Raw genomic sequence first — 19850 nt, 5'->3', positions numbered from 1 at the left:
GGCAGCTTTTTATTTTATTAACCCTAATAATTACTTTAACGTCTTGTAATAGATTTAAATATCTTGTCCGTAAAAGTATACTTTTACGACCTTTCCTTTTATATAAGAAATCTACTGTTTTTATCGTTCGTTTAAGTTAGAAAAATAATTACGAACGTTCTTTTTATCTCATATACTTTTACGAACGTTTTTTAACAAGGTATTAGGTCGAAAAGTCTGCTTCCTATAATCAAACTTATGTAAACTCAAAAAGAAGAAGCCTGTATCTAAAAAGATACAGGCTTCTTCCCATACTGTTTAGGAATTTGTTCATTTGCCCTTGTGAGGCCCTTTCGTTACGTATATCGGTTCATAACCAAAGTGCCTTGTGTAAGGTACGAATATCTACTTTCAATTTGAGGTAATACGTTTGTTGAAGTCGCTGTTAATTCTTTCAAAACTAATCAGTCCCTTCATAAATTAAGTATTTACCTTTTCACAACAATCAATAATAATATTGGTGTTGTACTGTATGTGTACCACATGTTTTAAAGTTAAAACGTTAATCGTACAAATTCTTATAGATTTTTTCTTCTTAATGAAACGCCTCGTTTATATTAAAAGTCGAACAATAAAATAAAAAATCATCTAGAGTATAATTTAAAGAGTACAGATATTTAATGCTATGCCTATCTGTACACCTTTTAATAACCATTATAGTGTGAATAGAAGTTAATTATAGAAAATATATGGAAAGGAAGACAGCAGTGATAGGAATTGATTTCTGTATTGCCAATAATGAAAAAGAAGCAGCTGTTTCTATTAAGACTGTAAAGTTCGAGGAAAATATACAGGATTACCTGTTAGAAAGGAAGTTAGGGGATTCATTCGAATTATTAACAGGATTAGATCAATATGGTGACAAGTTGTTTTCTGTACAAGAAATAAATCAATTAATAAAGATATGTGAAGTATTGCAGACTACCTGTCGACAACCACAGAAGATAGATCTAAAAGCGAGAACATTTGCTGAATCATTAAAGGGTCTTTGCTTAGAGGCACTGGAGCTAAATAAATTAGTATTTGCAGCTGGCGATTGATGTAGGATTAAAGTTGGAACCAACGTTGTAGTCCCATCGCTTCGATAATATGAATTAATAAATTCAAAGGGGAAAACATCTTGAAAAAAACATTTTTAAATAAAAATAACACACTTATCGGACTAGGATATGAGTTTTTAGTGGTTTGTCCTCATTGTGCCTCTTGTGCAAAAGTCATAACTTTAGATGACCCGAGCCCCTATGTTGCTAACGTCAGAAGAAGGTTTGTTTGTACTGCTTGCGGAGCAACAAAAGACAAAGTTATAAAAGCAAATGGTTACGGAGAAGCTAGAGTCTCCTATGAACCTAAAGCTAATTATGAAGTAATTTTAACTGGGGACCCCTGTGACTGGTATTTTAAACTTCCACTCTACTTGCAAATTGAATGTGGTGGAAACGTCTTATGGGCATTAAACTTAGAACATTTAGGTTATATGGAAAGCTATATAGAAGCTGAAATTAGGGAATCACATCCCTATTATTTGAGTGTCGAGAGTCGACTGCCAAAGTGGATGAAGCTTGCTAAAAACAGGAATGAAGTATTAAGAGCTATTCAGAAACTAAAAGGGAGGTTAAATGAAAAGAACTAGTAAGTGCTACTTTTTTTGTCTCTATGATAAAGCAATAGAACCCTATATACGAATTGCCACAGGTGATTATGGAGAATTTGTATCAGGCGATATTTAGACTATAAAAGAATCCAGGACTTGAATGGTAGTTGTTATTATTTGTTGCATGATTTTAGCAGGATTTTTTATTTATGCAGGGAAGCGTTCATATAATGAAATTAGTTCGCCCCCTTACATATAGATGCTTGAAATCTTCTTTATTGCCCTTGAAAAACTATTTAAGGTTTCAACAGAAAAATTTATGCGTATCTCATTTAAGGTTGTAGGGAGTGCTTGGTCCCTCCTTTTCCTTTTAATATTAATTGCACACGCATATTAGAATAAAAAAAGAAGTTACCTAGGAGTGACTTCTTTTTCGTTTATAACTATTCATGCTGGTCTTGCTTCTCATTATGTTCTACTTTAAGAGCGTATTTCAATTTGAAAATTTTCTACTGCAGTATCTAACTCAATAATCAATTTAGATAAGTGGTCCGTATGACTTGTTAGCTCATTTGAAGATGCAGATTGCTCTTCAGCTATTGATGCTATTTCTTGAGCAGATGCCGTAGTTTGTTGAGAAACGGCACTTATTTCTTGAATCATCTGAATAACGACTTCTTTTTGTTGATTTATACTGTTAATGGATTCAGTTTCTCTAACAATAGAATCTACTGCCTTAGTTAAAGATTCAGTAATAAACGTCATAGATTCACTCACTGTTTTTACTGCCTGGCTTTGTTCAAAGTTAGTCTGAGTTGTTTCTGTCATCATATTAACAAGTGTGCTATTTTCTTTAAGTATACTATTTATAACTTCGTTAATGTCTTTAGTAGCTTGTTTAGAATCTTCAGCTAAACGTCTAACCTCTTGAGCTACTACGGCAAATCCTCTGCCATGCTCACCTGCTCTGGCAGCTTCTATGGAAGCATTTAAAGCTAATAAATTAGTTTGTTCGGCTATTTCAGAAATGCGATCAGTCACATTTGCAATAGTCTTTGATTTGTTATTTAAATTTGAAACCATTAGTGTAATATCTTTAAAATTCGAGTCTAATTTTTTATAAGAGGTTTTTAATCCCTCAACTTGTTCCTCACCTACTCGCACTTGATTGGAAGCCTCTTTCATTTCTTTTTCAACCATATTAGATTGCTCTAATAATAAATCAATTTCAATACTTAACTTTTTAATAGTATGTAAACCATTTTCAATTTGATTTGATTGAGCTGATGCTCCCATTGCGATTTCCTCTATGGATTGGGAAACTTCAGCAATTGCGACGTTATTTTCTGAAGCAATTGTGCTAACACCATTAGTGGTTGTTTCGACAGAGACAACATTGTTCTTCACTTTAGAAATTAATTGTCTCATGCCAGCAAGCATTTCGTTATAACTCTTCGCTAGATCTCCCAACTCGTCTCTTGATGAAATACTTAGTTCAGTAGTTAGATCTCCACTTGATGTCTTTTTTAAGACTTCTTGAATATTAAGTATAATCCTTTTTAGCATTCCAGAAAGGTAATAGGCACACAACGCCCCAATTATTAAACCGATAACTATTGAAATAATTCCAGTTTGTTTAATATCATTCATCTTAGAAGAAAAGATGTCTTTGGGTGTTAAAGAAATTACTTTCCAATTTAAATGAGGTATTGTTGTCACTTGTCCAGTATAACTCTTCTTATTTAATTCCACATCAAGAGAATGCACAGAATCATTCTTATAAATCTTTGATACCCAATCATATTGTGAATTAAAGTTTTCTCTGTGTGATATTAAATCACTAACGCCCTCTACAGTACCACTTTTTTCAGGGTTCATATTTTTCCCGTCAGAATTTTTTATAAAAGCACTAACCACAAATCCTTGTGAGTCTAAGATGACAAGATTATTTTCAGTATATTTTTCTATTTTGCTTCTAGAAACTCCAATTGTAGTTAAGTCTATGTCATAACCTAAGGCTCCTACCATTTTTCCACTTACGATGACCGGAGAAACGACGGAAGTCATAATTTTCCCGGAAATTTTATCTTTGTATACATCCATCCATGTTACTTTAGGTGCCTTTGTTAAAGTTTTGTATGTTCTAGTTTCATGTACATCCTGCTTAAAATCAGCATAAGGGGAAATATGAAGCTTTCCCGTCTTTCCATCCATATAGTAGGCTGAAATAATGGTAGAATCATTTTCCTTAACAGTTTGTAATAATTTGTCGATGCCAGTAACAGAATCTCTGGTATTTATTTCGTTAGATACTACTCCTGATAACTGTTTTAATGAATTTTCATAGCTTTTTAAATTTAAACTTATTTGTTCAGAAGCACTTTTTGCAGTAACCTTGTTCGAACTCAAATCATCTTTTTTTAAAACGTTACTTATACTTATCTGCATAAATATAACTGTTCCTATAAGTGCTACAAAGGTGGTTGTACAAATAAATAAAATCCATTTGGTTCGAATAGATAGCCTTCTATCATCTTTTTTTCTGAATGAAAATTTTTCTCTCATATAGATACCTTCTCTTTTTGAATTTAAATTTACTTTTTACAAATAAAAATTGAACTAAATTACTATCGGGTTATTTCTTTCTTTCTTAACAACGTTTCAATAAATTTTATTTTTCAGTTTATTTACACAAGCTGTCATTTGTTTCAAAGTAAATCTAACTGTACAGTTGGTAGAAGAGTATGAAAGTCTTTACGAAAAGGTGCAAGATATGAAAAGAAGCACAAGTTATTTTGAAATTTAAAGGGGTAATCACAAATAAATACTTATTTAGTCTTATGTCACCTTATTTTGTAATCAAAGAGTGAAAAAAGATTAAATTTAAACTAATGACGGTTTTTATAGATTTGAATTCATAGTATGAGAGACAAACCATGAAAAATTCAGTATTATTGAATACATTTTCCAATACAGGGAAAAAGATTAAAGTGATCATTCAAAGGAGGTTTTCATTTTGGCAGAAAATAAAGACGTTAATGCTTCAAACGAGGATGATATAAAACGTGAAACGCTGACTACACGTCAGGGCCATCCTGTAAGAGACAACCAAAATATTCGTACAATTGGTAATCGTGGGCCAGCTACACTTGAAAATTATCACTTTATCGAAAAGATTTCTCATTTTGACCGCGAAGAAGTTCCAGAACGAGTCGTCCACGCACGAGGATCTGGAGCCTTTGGCTACTTTGAAACATATGGAAAAGTGGGGGACGAACCAGTAGAGAAATATACTCGGGCAAAGGTATTTTCAGGTGCGGGCAAGAAAACACCATTGATGGTTCGTTTCTCCACAGTTGCCGGAGCAAAAGATTCTCCAGAAACAGCTCGAGATCCACGCGGATTTGCTGTGAAAATGTACACGGAAGAGGGGAATTGGGATTTAGTTGGGAATAACCTAAAGATTTTCTTTATCCGTGATGCAATGAAGTTTCCTGATATGATTCATGCGTTTAAAGCAGACCCAGCTTCGAACGTACCAAACCCTCAGAGAATGTTTGACTTTGTTTCCCGTACACCTGAGGCTACCCACATGATTACATTTTTATTCTCTCCATGGGGGATTCCAGCGACGTATCGTCACATGCAGGGGTCTGGTGTAAATACCTACAAATGGGTGAATGATAAGGGAGAGGCTGTACTAGTAAAGTATCATTGGGAACCTAAGCAGGGAATTCGGAACTTAACACAAGAAGAGGCAAATACGATACAAGCCAAAAACGTGGGACATGCAACGCAGGATTTATACGAAGCAATTGAGGGTGGAGATTATCCAGAATGGGAGCTCTTCGTACAAATTATGGAGGATGGTTATCATCCAGAGCTTGATTTTGATCCCTTAGATGATACGAAACTTTGGCCGGAAGATAAGTTTCCATGGTTGGCAGTGGGCCGTATGGTTCTAGATCGTAATCCAAAGGATTTCCATGCAGAAATCGAGCAAGCCGCCTTCGGTACAGGAGTTCTTGTGGATGGAATGGACTTCTCAGACGATAAAATGCTACAAGGACGTACCTTTTCTTATTCAGATACACAGCGCTACCGTGTAGGTGCCAACTATCTAAAATTACCTGTGAATGCACCGAAAGTGCCTATTCATACGAATCAGCAGCGCGGTCAAATGGATATTCGTGACCCAAAGGAATCTGGGGATAATCCACATATTAACTATGAGCCTTCAATGCTTGGTGGCTTTCAGGAAGAAAATAAGAAAGACCGTGTTCCACATCAACCAACGTATAATGCAGCCGCAATGAGTGCACCAATTGACCGTCCTAACGATTATGGGCAGGCAGGTCACACATACCGTAGTTTTGAAGATTGGGAGCGCGATGAATTGATTAAAAATCTATCGGATGCACTTGCTATTTGTGATAAACGAATCCAAGAAACGATGATTTCTCATTTTACACAAGCTGATGAAGAATATGGTCGACGTGTGAAGGAAGGTATTGAAAAGAAACTACACGAAATGCAGGATATGAAAAATACAAGTGAGGTACCTGGTCGTAAAGCAGGTAAATCAAAATATGGACAAGGTACATTAGCTGCAAATGAAGCAACAGAAGATGCTGTAAAGAAAAGTCACGAAGTCGATCCTTATTAAGTGAATTGCTCCATTTTAAAAATAGGGAACCGACGTATGGGTATAGTATAATCTTAAGGGAATACCTTGCCTAAAACCTCATGATTTAAAAGATACCTCTCCTAATTGACAGGAGAGATATCTTTTAAATCATTCTTTAGTTATTTGTCCAGACATCTTGAGCAATTTGAATTACGTGATTAATTTTATTCCATTGCTCTTCTTCTGTTAATTCGTTTCCTTCTTCTGTACTCGCAAAGCCACATTGAGGACTCAATGACAAGTTTTCTAGAGGAATATATTCACTTGCTTCTTGGATTCTTCGCTTAATGACCTTAGCATCTTCTAATGTAGGGAATTTAGATGTTACCAATCCTAATACAACGGTTTGATTGTTACGTGTAAAACTTTTTAATGGTTCAAAATCTCCTGAACGGTTATCATCATATTCAAGGAAAAGTCCATCTACATGTAAGTTAGCAAAGATAGCATCAGATATAGTATCGTAGCCACCACTTGTGATATACGTAGATCTAAAGTTTCCACGACAAATATGCATCGTAATGAGCATATCTTCAGGCTTTTTAGAAATAGCATCATTTAAGCAACTTACTCGATTATCGATAATGTCTTTTACATCCATACCAAGCTTCTCAACAACCTCATTGATGCGTTCTTCAGAAACGAAATCAATCCAGGACGTATCATCTAGTTGTAGATAACGGCAGCCTGCGTCGTAAAAGGCTTGAATAGCTTTTTGATAAGCAGCCACAGTATCATGATAAAATTGATCTCTGTTTCCCTTGTAATATGTATCTTCTTGAATTCGAGTAAATAACATGTTTGGGCTTGGAATTGAGAATTTAGCGACTTGGCTTCCATCACCATGTCGTTCAACAGCTTCTTTTAAAAACGTGAAGTGTTCCACCATATAATGATGATCGAAGTCCACTTTACCTACTACCTTAATTGCGTTATTTTTGGTTTTTGCACCTTTGAATTGGCTGATATATTCTGTTTCAAACTGCTCCACACCTTCTAAGCCTGATAAGAAGTCCAAATGCCACCAAGAACGTCTAAATTCACCGTCCGTGATCGATTTAAGACCCAATTCAATTTGCTTCTGAACAAGCTTTTCAATTTCTTTGTCCTCTACAGATTTTAAATCAGCTTTATTAATTGTACCATTCGCATACGCTTTTCTTGCTTCTTTGAGGGGAGTTGGTCGTAAAAAACTACCTACGTGATCAGCTTTAAATGGAGCCTTCACTAATGTCTTAGTCATGGTTTTGTTTCCTTCTTTCTTTTCAAAATAAAAAACCTCTTCTTACAAATAAGAAGAGGTTAATAATCGTTATGGATTCTCTTCTTATCTTCAAGCAAATTGCTACTGGAATTGGCACAGTACTTTAACAGTCTGTTGCCGAGGCTTCCTAGGGCCAGTCCCTCCACCTCTCGAGATAAGAATATTCAATTTATTTAACTAAAAAAAGGTTACACTTGTTTTCTTAAATTGTCAACAAAAATTCGAAAAATCAGAAATAATACACCTCTTACCTCATTACCTACTGCAGCAAGGGTTCTTTGTTATTTTTCGATTGGACAGGCAAGCTTACCGCAGTAGCTACATAGTATCTAAAGTATTGTAACTCCGTTATCTAATCAGTAGCTAGTTCAGTATCGCTACCCCATTAATACAAGCTTTATAACCCTGTTGAAGCCATTTGTGGAATCTGTAAGGGAGCTGAGCCGAAGAGGCGAAGGGGGCGACCGGATGCCTTGAGCTGAAAAAACAGGTACGTCAAAAGCAAAAAAATTAAAAGAGTGAAAGAAGGTATCAACATGAGAAAAACAAAAGGATTTACCTTTCCAAAAATCTTTTCTCCACCTCACAAACCACCTCTTACGAGACCTCGTCCCCTCAAGGCTTATTCCTTTGTTCCTTTTAGTCCACTAGCCATGCTTGACCCCACTATTTTGACCATAGGAGGCATTGTCTTAGGAATTGCGATCACCGAACGAATACTAGAGCGATGGGGTGTCATCGATCTTGTTGATCAGTTCGCAAAGGTGATGCGGTTTATCTTACCTGTCACCTTTTATGGGGCCTTATTTTACTTCTTTGCGACATTTATGTTTTGAGGAGGGTTTCAAATGTTTGAGAAACTAAAATTACGTGGAAAGCTTATTAAAGCGTTTCGTACAGCAGAGATTTATCGAATCATAAAGCGTGGAGATCGTACCTCCTACCAATTTCCGAAGATCCATCGGATCGATCATCAGCACACCTACACTCGATATGCTTTTTCCTTACTGAATGGTATTGATCCTGACCTCTTAACGAAAAAAAGATGGGCCCTACGACAGGTATTAGGCAACAATATTGAAGTGAATGGCAGCTTAAAAAACTTTAGTATTACCGTTCATCACAAAAACCTACCTAAAATGCTTAATTATTGTTATGAGGTCATTCATCCTCATATTGAGAAAATGGAGCTCCCAATATGCATTGGTCAAGATATCTATGGAAACCCTGTTTCATGGGATTTTGCGGATTTGGAAACCTTACTGATTTCTGGCGAAATTGGAGCTGGAAAAAGTAGTCTCATGCGTGTCATCCTCACCACGTGGGTGAAATATTCCTCTCCTGAAGACTTGCGCTTAGTCTTAGTGGACCTTAAACGAGCCGATTTGGGCTTATTTCATGAGATTGACCATGTGGATGCGCTTTGCTTTGAAGCAAAAGACATGCGAAAACCTTTTGCATTATTACGAGCTGAAATGTATCGAAGAGGCGATTTATTGTTAGAGCATGGCGTAACACATATAAGCAGGCTTTCATTTAAGCTTCCTCGGATCGTTGTGGTAATTGACGAAATGTCCATCGTGAAGAAAGAAACAGATCTTGTAGAAATGATCCAACAGTTTGCCAGCCAAGGTCGTGCATTAGGTGTTCATACGATTATTGCCATGCAGCGCCCCGATGCAGATTTATTAAATTCAGCATTAAAGGCCAACTTACGGGTACGGATCTCTGGTAGGCAAGCTGATGCAACCAATGCCAAGGTTGCCGGAGTGATTGGAGCAGAAGAAATCGATGCTGCGGCTAGAGGCCGTATGAAAATAAAAATTGACGAAGTGAAGGAATTTCAAGCGTATTTCTTAGATGAAGAAGATTGTAAGGAAATACTTTCACCTTACAAAACACGTGTGAAAGACCCTGAACCTCAACTGGAGGTCGTACCACAGTCTATCTTTGGATTATTAGAGAAGGAGGAACAGCGATGAGTTTTCGGTTATCTCAGCGTGATAAAGACATCATTGGGTTTATCAATCAGTTTCGGGCTGTAGATCGCGACTCATTAGTGGAATTGTTCTTTAAACAGCTCAAATCACCTGTCAATGCGTGTAATAGCGTCATGATACGTTTATATCGATTAGGGCTTATTGAACGCACACAGCAGTATTCTCCGACGGTCTATTTACCTGTGGATGCGAAGATCAAAAAGAACTCTCAAAAAATATTACATTTTCTTTCTATCTTGGATGTCTATAAACAAATGAGTACGTATGGTATGCCTAAACAAGTCATTGTGGAAGATAAGCCCACTGGAAGAAAAGGAGGAATTGAGCCCGATCTGTTTTGTATCTTTAAAGGATCTCCATTTTGGATTGAAATTCAACGCAATCAGTATTCGGAGCAAAAAATGCAGGATAAGATCCACCTCTATGAGGAGTTCTTCTTTTCGGATGAGTGGAAAGCGTTGCAGTGGCAGCCTGAAGATCGAGCAGCTATCTTCCCTTCTGTTATCTTAATTACGCCTATTCAATATACAGTATCTTCAGACTATTTCCGTCTTATACAAGTAGCAAGTATTCATGAATTGATGGAGAAATATAAGAGTGTGGGTAAACAACAAAGAGATGGGAAGCCAAGAGCCTCAGCTTCTTCCGGTAGGATTAAAATTAATCTCACATAATGACGGTCAACATAAAAAAGCTGCCTCAATACAGGGAATGAGGCAGCTTCTTTGATGTCACACTCGTTGAAATGTGAACGTTACAGCAATTAAATAATATCAAATTTATTACAAAAATTCTATATTTTTCATTAATTTGTGTAAATTCAACAATACTGTTCACACCCTTATTTCCCGATTTCGAACTATTAAGCCCGTTTTACAAGTTATATAGCTGCCCCTTTAGATATTAGCTGTTGATATATGAGCCTAAGACATTTATTGTTAAATAGATTATAAATATTAACATTTTTGGTAAATGGGTGAGATGGTCATTGCAGGGGTATAAAGGTGTTCTAAAACAAACTTTGATTATAGAGATAGAAAAAGCCAGGGAGGATATGGTTCAAGTAGCATTAGAAGAAGGAATGACAAGTAACAATACGCTTGAAGTTAGCCAGTTCATTGATCACCTGTTAAATGAATTACATAAGATTAGCTTAACGAAGTAGGTTTTATCTTTCTTTATACATAGCAAGCTATCGCATTCTATCAGCATTGGCCTAGCATGAGAAAGCGATAGCTTTGTAGTAAGTGGTGATTAACTTACTAATCGACTTGTAAATTATAAATAATTTGGATAATAAAGTAAAGTTATTTTGTATCTTTATTTCTATATAAAAAGCTACCTGAGCAATAAGCCAGATAGCTTTTTATATGGAATGCTAATTATAAAGTACCAAAATATAACCGCAAGTAGACAATAGCATATTCTTGCCACAATGGCTATTTTTGAAGGAATCAACATATGTATAAAAGGTAGTCTTTTTATACGCCTTTTCTTCACACACCTAGAGAGAGCACCGTCATATCAAAGATGTATAAAATACTGTATACCCGACTAAGGCACCCACGAGAGAACCCTTTTCCTTGTAAGGGTTCTTTTGCTTCCTTGAAGAGGCATTATGTTAACTATGGTTGTATATGATATACAGCGTAAAAACAGAAAAAACTCCCCAGCCGGTAGGGAGTTTTTTCTGTTGAAAGGTAGAGAAAGTATTTTAAAGAAAAAATGGTTGATGCTTGGGAGCATCTTGTGTAGTTTACTCAAATGATAAAAAAATATTCAATTTAGGCAAGTCACCTAATAGAGAATGAAAACATACAGTGTAGTTAAACCGACTTCAGCTCTGAATCCGTATCTTTTTAGCCTTCCTTATCTATAAAGTCAAAAGGCCCTTAGAATAAATTATTTCAGGGGTCTTTTCCGATAAAATCCATTATGTTAACTATTGTTTACGCCCTATTACGAAGCGTTTATAGCTACTTTTACAGATTTGTTATAAAGTGGTTTATAGAGGTGAGTTAGTTGAGATTGGGTAATCAATTACAGAGGTTAAGAGAAGCAAAGAATATGTCTAGGGAAGAGCTTGCTCAACAGATTAATGTATCTAGGCAAGCCGTTTATAAATGGGAAAATAATAAAGGATATCCTGACATTCAAAATCTTTTAAGATTGAGCGAGATATATGAAACGACAATTGATGAACTTATTAAGAATGATCCTACGTTACAAAGAAAAGTCGATAATAACCAAGATGAAAATAAAGAGCTTGACGATGAGGAAATGTTGAATCCAGGTTTTTATATAGGTATAGTCATTATCTTTCTTGGTATTTTTCTTGGTATTGCTTTAGGAAATTTAATTGTTTCTACTTTCTTAAATATTATTGGAACGCTAATTATTTGTTTCTATAAAGATATATTAAAATTTTTGAAAAACATAAAGAAAGATTTTAATGAACAGTAGTAAAGAGCTTTGGTTTTGATAATCAAAGCTTTTTTGGTGCCTAGAAGCTGTTTTATGCTAACTAAAAATGAAGATATATGTTTATATAGCCAGTTTAGATTCTGTTTATTTGGGATAAGAATAGAGATGTCACCTTCCGAGGGTTGACTAGTGACAGGCAGGTACTAATTAATGATCTTCTATTTGTTGATATAGAGGGTCATTATGTTTAAATGTAAATGATAATAAGCAAAGGCACAGTAATCGTGCCTTTTTATATGTCAAAGAAATCTTCTGCTTTTGACTTAGGATCAATAGTTTTTAAAACATTCATTATTCTTTTAATAGTTTGACCAGATGGTATGTAAGTGGAATCAATAAACACCTTAGTAATTGTATTTTTATTTAATCCAGTCTGCCTGGCTAATTTACTTTGGCTATAACCTTTTTTATCTAAGAATCTTCCTAACTTACTTCTACTTGGATTTATTCTCGGCATGAGATTACCTCCTTTTTATGCAGGATAGACATGTTAACAGAATTCTATTCGTGTGAAAAAAGGTTTTTATTCATAAAAAAATAGGAAATAAAAGCGAAGGTAAAGCATAGAATAAAGCATGTAGCAAGGAATTATATAAAATTAATATTATCGGAAATGAGTTAGAATAATGTCGATATTTTTGTCATAATCATATAGCATGAATACAGTTAAGACCGCCTTATACACTAATACATAATGGGCGGTCTTTGTTGTGAATATTCCTTTGTAAGCGAAAAGTTTGATGAAAAAGAGACTGGTTTCTATACTCTAGAAACCAGTCTCTTTTATATTTGAAAACGAATAATTCCAAAAAGCGCATATCGCTTTTTCTGCGCTTTTTAGCGCTTTGAACGTTGCTGTTATAGGGATATGTACGCTTTTTAATCCTTCCCAAAAAGCTTCTGGAACAGTCCTTTTTTTCCTTCTGCTTGTGAAGCACTTATTTGTTGTTTCAACTCTTTAATTTCATTTAAGATGATATCTGTATGTTCATTTTTATAGTCATCTTTATTATCATCGTTAATGCTCGTTTCTATTGCCTCTTTACTAGCAGTAACTTGTAATTGCATCTTAGTGATCGCCTCAAGAAGTAGTTTATCTCGCTTTTGCATTTCTTCTAAAAATAAAGCATCTCGTTTGGCTATGAAATCACTAAATTTCCTTTCTAAATTATCAATATAATTATCTAAATCACTCTTAGAAAGCGTTATAGAATTTTCATTTTCCTCTTTTTCTGTAATAGCGTTTATCGCTTTTTCTGCGCTTTTTTCCTCAATAAGCTTTGCTGCTACGGCTTTTGTTGCGCTTTCTAAACTCTCTCTTTGAGCCAAAAGAGTCTTCAAATTCGCAAGTGCGAAAATCTCGCGCTGGTAATAAATACGTTGTCCTTTATGATTTTTCTCAAACTCATACCCATGACTCTCAATCATAGAACTCCAGTTTCGAAGGGTTGCAGGGTTGATATCTAGGTGCATATATACTTCTTTAGCGAATACACCGTATTTGTTGTTCATATTCTTCCTCCTGAATGCATAATATCTAATCTTATTCTCTGTATATGTATAGAATCCTTTATATTATATCATAGCGCTATTTATGCGCTGTTTAGTTTAACTTGTGTTTAACTTACAAGAAATAGAATATTGTTCACGAATAACAAGTTCAACTATAGGTGAACTTGAGTTGGTTTAGTAATTCATTATTTTTTAAAAAAGAAAATGCCTCTGTATAGAATAACATACAGGGGCATTTTAAGATTATTATATATTTGTATTGTGATCTTCTTTCAATAAGAGAATCTATAAGCAGTAGATTTTAGTTTTAAATGTATTTCTTTAATAATTTTACTACTTTACTTTCATTTGCAATATTATGCTCCAAAGATGCTATTTTCTCTTTAAGTTCTTTTTCATTTTGTTGCTGCTTTTTTAATTGATGCTCTAACAAACTTATTCGCTCCTGGAAAGGAATTGTAGTGATATTCTTTAATAATTTATTTGGATTAGTTAAATCTAACTGTATCTCTCCACTATCTCCTGCTGAGTTCATTTTTATATCAAAATCATTCTTTTTATAAAACGAGATTAGTCTAGGAGTGTGATCAGAATCACGTGATGATATACAACCTGTTATTCTTAAATACCCCTTGTTAATACAATGTATCATTAAAGCTCGTATTGCGACTGATCCATAGCCTTTATTTGCGCCGCCACCTAGAGTATTAATATCAATAATGTGAGCTCTATGCTTCTCTATTACCTTAAAGTAAAGTACACATAAGTTAATTGCATGTGAATCCTTTGAAGGTGATTGTTTTACGTATATGGTTCCACGTTCTTCTTCCCTCTTAAGATAATAAGGATATACTTTCTCCCCATATTTCGTGAAAGCTTCATTCAGGGATTTCATAAGAAAAACTCCTTTCATGAAAAGGGATCTTACAACTTTATTAGAAAAGGTTTATAAGCTATTCTTGTTATTCATAAACGACAGGGACTTTGTCCATTTTCACGGTTTTGGCCACAATATAACGACGATAGCCATCTTTCAAGATCTTCGATTCTTTCTCAATCGTTAACGGCTTGTCAAGGTGTCCTGTACGCTTCACAAATTCAATGACTTCTTCTGTTTTCACAGGGTTTGGACGTGTCTTTAAGAAGGCTTCAGGAACGATAATATCATCAAAACTCACGACATCCTTTGTCCCTTTTGGCTGAATAGGTTGCTGCTGCTTCTGTGGCGCAGCCTTTTTCTCTTGAACAGGTGTTTCGTTCACTTCTGGCTGTACAGGCTTCGCTTCTTTTGCTACAGGCTCTTGTTTTTCTTCCTGCTTAGTAGCTGCAACCTCTTGTTGAGCCTTAGAAACCTCTTTTTGGGCTTCTTTCTTATCTTTTGACTCATTGGTTTCTTTATCGTTTTTATTCGGGAGAACGGTAATCTGGAAACAGATGATACCAATTTCTCCAGGGCACTCGTCAATAGGAATATCTAACGTTGGTTCCCCTTGAACTAAGATCTTTTCATGCATAATACTCTTTTTTGTCAGTCCCGTTTTGTTAAAGGCTTTCTTCGCAACAAACACGGTATACGAAATAAACGTACTCTTTTTTAATCCTTTAGGCGCAGAAGGTGAACCTTTTTCTCGCATATCAAAGGCAACGTAACGGTCGTATTCTCGTAATGGTCCTGTCGCAGATCCTGTTATTGTCATTTTATGTGGCATCGTAATCTCCTCCTACGTAGTTTTATATATTGATTATTTAGAAGTATGTTCTAAATAATAATACTCTTATTAAACATCTGCTTCCAAGGGGGTTCTTCACTTTTGAATTAGGAAGCTGAGCCTTTTAACTGGTCCTGTTGGTTCAATAAAGCTTGGTCCTGTGGTGTTAAGGCTTGTCCTAGATCCTGTTTTAGCTGCGCCATTTCTAACGAACTGTACATAGAACTGTGCTCTTTGAGTACGTTTTCTTCTTCTGGCGTGAGTTCTTGCCCTAAATCTTGCTTTAACTGAATCATTTCAAGTTGTTGATCCAAAGAAATAGTTTCTTCTTGTGTACACTCATTTTGCTCCTGTTCAGCTTGTAACCAAGCAGGAACCAATTCTTTACGGATGATATGTTTAGGCGTAGATAAGGCTGTCTTAGCTTCAGTATGTATGTCTGACTCAGATGTTTGTTGTTCTGTATTTCCTTTTAGTAGATTTGTAAATTGATTGAATGCAATTTGATAAACAAGACGGCACATTTCATCCAGTGATAGGGGAGTACCCTTGTGATTCGCTTCATGGACATATTTATCTAAACCAACAATGGCTGTATAAGCAACTTCATGTACTTGTTCTTTGACAATCTCAATCTCTGTATCTCGTTTTACTGCCTTTGCTGCATTTTGAATACGAGCATAAAAGTCTTTAAGTTGATGACCATATTTACCTGCATACACATTATTTACTTTCTTAGGCACACCTTTGATATAAGCAAACGACTGTGAAGCAGATATTAAATGATTATTTAAATGCTTTTTAGGTAAATCAAGGTTAATAAAGGGGGACGATGTTTTTTCGTCCTCAAAGCTTGGTGTATCAACGTTTTCAGCACGTTCTGGACTTGTCACAGGAGTTGTCACAGGAGTTGTCATTTCTTCTTGTTGAAGTGTTTGAATACCTGTTGTATCGTGTGCAAAAAAGATTTCCTCACAAATTTGATTAAAATTCGTATGGCTTTTAAGGATAAACACATAGCTATCGGGATGAGCACCTGTTGTATCTTCTTTGATATAACGGGCCACGATCATAAACGGTGTTGCTTTTAACGATTTCACAAAACGAGAAACGGTACTTTGGGATACATCAAACTTTTCCATCAGTGTTTTGGAGTGAATCGCTTGAATGCCTGTAGCAACAAGGTTATAAATCACGTAATCTAACATTTCCATCCGTTTTTTAGGGAATACTTTATGTAGGGCTTCTTGTTGTTGTTTAAAATAAGTACGAAGGGTTTCTAAAAAAACTTCTTTCTTTTTACGAAGGGTCGGCTTTTCTTTCCATAACCATTTGAATCGTCCGTTAAAGCTATTTACATCTGGTAAATAGCAAGTTAATATCTTGTTCATTTGTTCATCTTCTCCTTTAAGGAACACAAAAAAGACATTATCTCCCTTGTAAAAGGAAAACAATGCCTCAATTAAGATAAACTAAGCCCTTGAAATAGATGTCAATTTCGTATAAAATAAAACCATAAGTTTTATTTTATACAAAACTAACTCTATTAACAAGAGACTTCGACAAGTGTTTTCCCTACCGGATTTAGGGGGAACGGTTTAAGAGTGTTAGCGCACTACTTAAACAGTTGAAGTCTTTTTTCTATCCGCACATTTTTGTTAATTTAATTATAGCGTTAAGTAGTCTTATAATTCAATAAAAAATTAGCAAAATATATCAAAACAAGTATTTATGGCTAAAATCTTTTTGTTATTTCTTTAGGAGTCGACTTCATCATAGCTGAATTTGTGGAATCTAGGGAGGGGTATTTTTTTACCCCTCCCTAGGTATTTAAAAGTATGTTATAATGCTGTATTTTTGATAACGTTAAAGCTTCGATAATCAGTACACCTTTAATGATAATGGTAAATATCTATTCTGGGTAGGGTGATTTTTTGTAGTCCTTTTTTGTAAAAAGGGTGAGAAAAAATCACCCTATGCAGCATGTTAAAAATATGATAGGAGCAGTTTTTACTTTATGTAGAAGCTGCTTTTTTGTTGAAGTATGAGATTGGATATTGTCCTAAAATTTTCACAGCACTCCACCATTTTAGTGCCGGCCCTAATTAAAATTTCAAGGTGTCCTTCTCAGTCGTATTATTAATTTAAAATAGCTCATTCACGAACCTGTTTTTTCAAAATTTCTGTCATGATTGTTCGAATTTCTTTGCTTCCTCATCAATTTTTTTAACAGCAGTAAGGTTAACAGTTCTCATTTTACTTTCTGTATTTTATTTGAAATTCCCGAAATAGTGGTGCCCTTTAAAAAATAGAAAAAAGAGCATAAGGGCTTTTTGCTATCACAAGGTATGATAGGCTAGGCAGAGCCTAGCAAAACCGTGATATCATGCAAAATCTTCAAAGAACCCCCTCAGCGCACCCTCAAATTAAAGAATAGTCCCGTCACCAGTCCTTCAGTAATCACAACATTTATGCCAGGAACCCCTTCAGCGACCCTTCATGTGTGTGAAATGTCCCCTCAAGAGTCAATTTATTTTGAAGTGTTTTTTTGAAAAACAATACAGAAGCAAGCAATCTTTTTTTATTTTCTTTCGTACATTCATGGTTAAAACTGCAGTTTATTTTCACTTACAATAAAAGTGATTTACGCGTGCATTTTTATCATTTATAAATCAATTTTTATCCTATAAACGATTATGGTAGAAAGGGAAAATAAGCGTCAAACGCAACAGGAAATGAATGAATTACAACGTGATATGAAGTACCAAGTAGAAGAGGAAAAAGCTGATACGGAATCAAAAATTGCGATGAAAAAGGGTGCCATTCAATCGAGTGATGCAAGCATTCAGCTCTATAAAGATGAACAAAAAAGTTTACAAGAAAAGCTTCAAAAATTGAATGAAAAGCAACAAGATTTACCATGAAGTGAAAAAACACAGGGGGACGCAAAGGGGACATGGCTCTAAAATAGGGGGACATAAAGGGGACATCGGGATTTTAAAAGGGGACGTAAAAGGGACGTACACCAAAAAAAGGGGACGTAAAGGGGACATTTAGCGATTTTCTTTGTACCCACGGTTTTGCTAGGCTCTGCCTAGCCCCACACCTATGGTGGGGGCAAAAACCTCTTATGCTCTTCTCTCTTTTGTAGTGGGGAACCACAATGTCCAGGAAAGGAACGAATGTCATGGATATGTTTTTACGAAATATTAATCCAATGGCAGTTAAAAAAATAGATGAAATAAAAAAAGAAAAAAGATCTGTTATCAGGATTTTTTTGAAAGGCGGCTTAGAAAAGAGGGAGGTACTGAGAGAGAGAAAGGATTGTGACAAAGGGAGAAAAGAGAAATTATAAAATGGATTTACGAATTTTTTTGCACGGAATAGTGGAGCATAATCTTAAAAGAACGGAATACTGCACAAGAAACGGAACGTTAAAAAAAGCAAAAGTTTGAAGGCGAAATGAAGGAGGAAAAGTCTACTTTTTCATATTTGGAAGGTATAAGGAGGAAGAAGCAGCGAGCAATTGAAAACTGTTCCTACAATTCCTCTTTTTAATGATTGGTTGAGATAGATTATGTAACACAAACGGGATGTAAACGACTATACATCCCGTCATGTGAAGAAGGAAAAATCAGCTTTTAATGCAGCATATGATCTTTAAGGAACACCTCATTTACGTAATTCCATTGCTTAATGACACAGTAACTTGAAAAAGTATATTCTCTTTAACAAACACCTCATTTAAGCATTGAGCTAAAAAAATATACAATGTGAACGAAATTGTTCTTGGTCTGGAACAAACACCTCATTTATATAATTAGTTATAAATGAACATTATTGTCTACCCATTATATATATCCTTACTACGTTCATGACTACCATCCCCTTATGAATCCAACATACATCGATTTACAATAAGGTTTTCTGAAATATGCCTGCTGTAGACACCTCATCCCAAATGTAAGAAGCTTTGTAATGATTAGTTTAATCAATAACTTGTTTTCCCTCTTCCTTATATAGAATGTCTCAATAGCCTATTTATAATTCAGTAAAGCTAATAGAGATTTTTTGGGATACATGCACTCTTTATTTACAAGGTAGTTTAACTAATGAAGTCTTATATATATAGAAATTAGTCTTATTGATTAGTGACTAATAAAATGTATGCTAAAAGTATAATGAAATAAATAAAAAAAATCGAGAAAATGTATTGACCTTTTAGTGAATATATTTTATTATTATAAAGCGTCGTTGAGACACAACAGTAACAATGAAGCGAAAAAAAGTTTTTTGGAAAAGTTGTTGACATTAAGTTGATGATTTGATAAAATATAAAAGTTGCTCAAGGGCAACGCTTGAACTTTGAAAACTGAACAAAGCGACAAACGTCAACGTTAATTTTTTTATTTTATATGAGCAAGTCAAACATTTCTTCGGAGAGTTTGATCCTGGCTCAGGATGAACGCTGGCGGCGTGCCTAATACATGCAAGTCGAGCGAACTGATTAGAAGCTTGCTTCTATGACGTTAGCGGCGGACGGGTGAGTAACACGTGGGCAACC

The 19850-nt window shown here is 35.1% G+C and carries 17 protein-coding genes, 1 rRNA gene and 1 riboswitch; of the genes, 11 read left to right on the top strand and 7 right to left on the bottom strand.

The window, feature by feature from the left end:
- Positions 1 to 746: 746 nt before the first annotated feature.
- Positions 747 to 1079, top strand: coding sequence for a hypothetical protein (locus AC1D0Y_RS27860; protein WP_016766099.1), 333 nt, complete (start codon positions 747 to 749; stop codon positions 1077 to 1079).
- 80 nt (positions 1080 to 1159) lie between these two features.
- Positions 1160 to 1669, top strand: a complete 510-nt coding sequence (locus AC1D0Y_RS27855; protein ID WP_016766100.1) for a hypothetical protein — start codon at positions 1160 to 1162, stop codon at positions 1667 to 1669.
- 441 nt (positions 1670 to 2110) lie between these two features.
- Here AC1D0Y_RS27855 and AC1D0Y_RS27850 read toward each other — a convergent pair whose 3' ends face one another.
- Positions 2111 to 4195, bottom strand: coding sequence for a methyl-accepting chemotaxis protein (locus AC1D0Y_RS27850; protein WP_275037726.1), 2085 nt, complete (start codon positions 4193 to 4195; stop codon positions 2111 to 2113).
- A 451-nt stretch (positions 4196 to 4646) separates the two neighbouring features.
- On the opposite strand from AC1D0Y_RS27850, the gene AC1D0Y_RS27845 reads away from it, so the two are divergent.
- The gene (locus tag AC1D0Y_RS27845; RefSeq protein WP_034655801.1) at positions 4647 to 6296 is read left to right on the top strand and encodes a catalase; all 1650 of its coding nucleotides are present in this window, start codon (positions 4647 to 4649) and stop codon (positions 6294 to 6296) included.
- Between the two features lie 136 nt (positions 6297 to 6432).
- On the opposite strand, the gene AC1D0Y_RS27840 is transcribed toward AC1D0Y_RS27845, so the two are convergent.
- Positions 6433 to 7560 carry a 5-methyltetrahydropteroyltriglutamate--homocysteine S-methyltransferase gene (locus tag AC1D0Y_RS27840; RefSeq protein ID WP_047934250.1) on the bottom strand — a complete coding sequence of 376 codons (1128 nt, stop codon included), beginning with the start codon at positions 7558 to 7560 and terminating at the stop codon, positions 6433 to 6435.
- Between the two features lie 81 nt (positions 7561 to 7641).
- Positions 7642 to 7742: riboswitch (SAM riboswitch) on the bottom strand.
- 375 nt (positions 7743 to 8117) lie between these two features.
- On the opposite strand from AC1D0Y_RS27840, the gene AC1D0Y_RS27835 reads away from it, so the two are divergent.
- The 5 genes from AC1D0Y_RS27835 (at position 8118) to AC1D0Y_RS27815 (ending at position 12044) form a co-directional block, all read left to right on the top strand.
- Positions 8118 to 8417: a hypothetical protein gene (locus AC1D0Y_RS27835; RefSeq protein WP_047934503.1), complete on the top strand. Its 300-nt coding sequence runs from the start codon at positions 8118 to 8120 to the stop codon at positions 8415 to 8417.
- Positions 8418 to 8429: 12 nt separating this feature from the next.
- Positions 8430 to 9563 carry an FtsK/SpoIIIE domain-containing protein gene (locus tag AC1D0Y_RS27830; RefSeq protein WP_477708244.1) on the top strand — a complete coding sequence of 378 codons (1134 nt, stop codon included), beginning with the start codon at positions 8430 to 8432 and terminating at the stop codon, positions 9561 to 9563.
- Complete coding sequence (locus AC1D0Y_RS27825; RefSeq protein WP_047934499.1) at positions 9560 to 10255, top strand: hypothetical protein; 696 nt, start codon at positions 9560 to 9562, stop codon at positions 10253 to 10255. Before AC1D0Y_RS27830 ends, AC1D0Y_RS27825 begins: the two co-directional genes overlap by 4 nt.
- Before the next feature lie 302 nt (positions 10256 to 10557).
- Positions 10558 to 10746 (top strand): aspartyl-phosphate phosphatase Spo0E family protein, encoded by a 189-nt coding sequence (locus tag AC1D0Y_RS27820; protein ID WP_228459602.1) that lies wholly within the window; start codon positions 10558 to 10560, stop codon positions 10744 to 10746.
- An 857-nt stretch (positions 10747 to 11603) separates the two neighbouring features.
- Positions 11604 to 12044, top strand: coding sequence for a helix-turn-helix domain-containing protein (locus AC1D0Y_RS27815; protein ID WP_477708243.1), 441 nt, complete (start codon positions 11604 to 11606; stop codon positions 12042 to 12044).
- A gap of 253 nt (positions 12045 to 12297) precedes the next feature.
- Here the strand turns inward: AC1D0Y_RS27815 and AC1D0Y_RS27810 are convergent, their stop codons facing one another.
- The 5 genes from AC1D0Y_RS27810 to AC1D0Y_RS27790 form a co-directional block, all read right to left on the bottom strand.
- A complete protein-coding gene (locus AC1D0Y_RS27810; RefSeq protein ID WP_047934494.1) occupies positions 12298 to 12522 on the bottom strand; it encodes a helix-turn-helix domain-containing protein in 225 nt (74 codons plus the stop codon).
- 422 nt (positions 12523 to 12944) lie between these two features.
- The gene (locus AC1D0Y_RS27805) at positions 12945 to 13577 is read right to left on the bottom strand and encodes a MerR family transcriptional regulator (protein WP_053215375.1); all 633 of its coding nucleotides are present in this window, start codon (positions 13575 to 13577) and stop codon (positions 12945 to 12947) included.
- A 307-nt stretch (positions 13578 to 13884) separates the two neighbouring features.
- Positions 13885 to 14472, bottom strand: coding sequence for a hypothetical protein (locus AC1D0Y_RS27800; protein ID WP_053215374.1), 588 nt, complete (start codon positions 14470 to 14472; stop codon positions 13885 to 13887).
- Positions 14473 to 14539: 67 nt separating this feature from the next.
- Positions 14540 to 15286, bottom strand: coding sequence for a ParB N-terminal domain-containing protein (locus AC1D0Y_RS27795; protein WP_477708242.1), 747 nt, complete (start codon positions 15284 to 15286; stop codon positions 14540 to 14542).
- 107 nt (positions 15287 to 15393) lie between these two features.
- On the bottom strand, positions 15394 to 16677 hold the full coding sequence (locus AC1D0Y_RS27790) for a replication protein (RefSeq protein WP_257064945.1): 1284 nt from the start codon (positions 16675 to 16677) through the stop codon (positions 15394 to 15396).
- 1344 nt (positions 16678 to 18021) lie between these two features.
- On the opposite strand from AC1D0Y_RS27790, the gene AC1D0Y_RS27785 reads away from it, so the two are divergent.
- From AC1D0Y_RS27785 to AC1D0Y_RS27775, 3 genes are all read left to right on the top strand, one after another.
- The gene (locus tag AC1D0Y_RS27785; RefSeq protein ID WP_047934639.1) at positions 18022 to 18210 is read left to right on the top strand and encodes a hypothetical protein; all 189 of its coding nucleotides are present in this window, start codon (positions 18022 to 18024) and stop codon (positions 18208 to 18210) included.
- A 263-nt stretch (positions 18211 to 18473) separates the two neighbouring features.
- Complete coding sequence (locus tag AC1D0Y_RS27780; protein WP_162837705.1) at positions 18474 to 18641, top strand: hypothetical protein; 168 nt, start codon at positions 18474 to 18476, stop codon at positions 18639 to 18641.
- Between the two features lie 1078 nt (positions 18642 to 19719).
- Positions 19720 to 19850, top strand: a 16S ribosomal RNA gene (locus tag AC1D0Y_RS27775); the annotation flags it as partial.

The sequence above is a fragment of the Priestia sp. P1_B12_1 genome (genome assembly GCF_056406695.1).
Note: the sequence above shows the minus strand (reverse complement) of the source record. Positions and strands in the feature narration are given on the sequence as shown.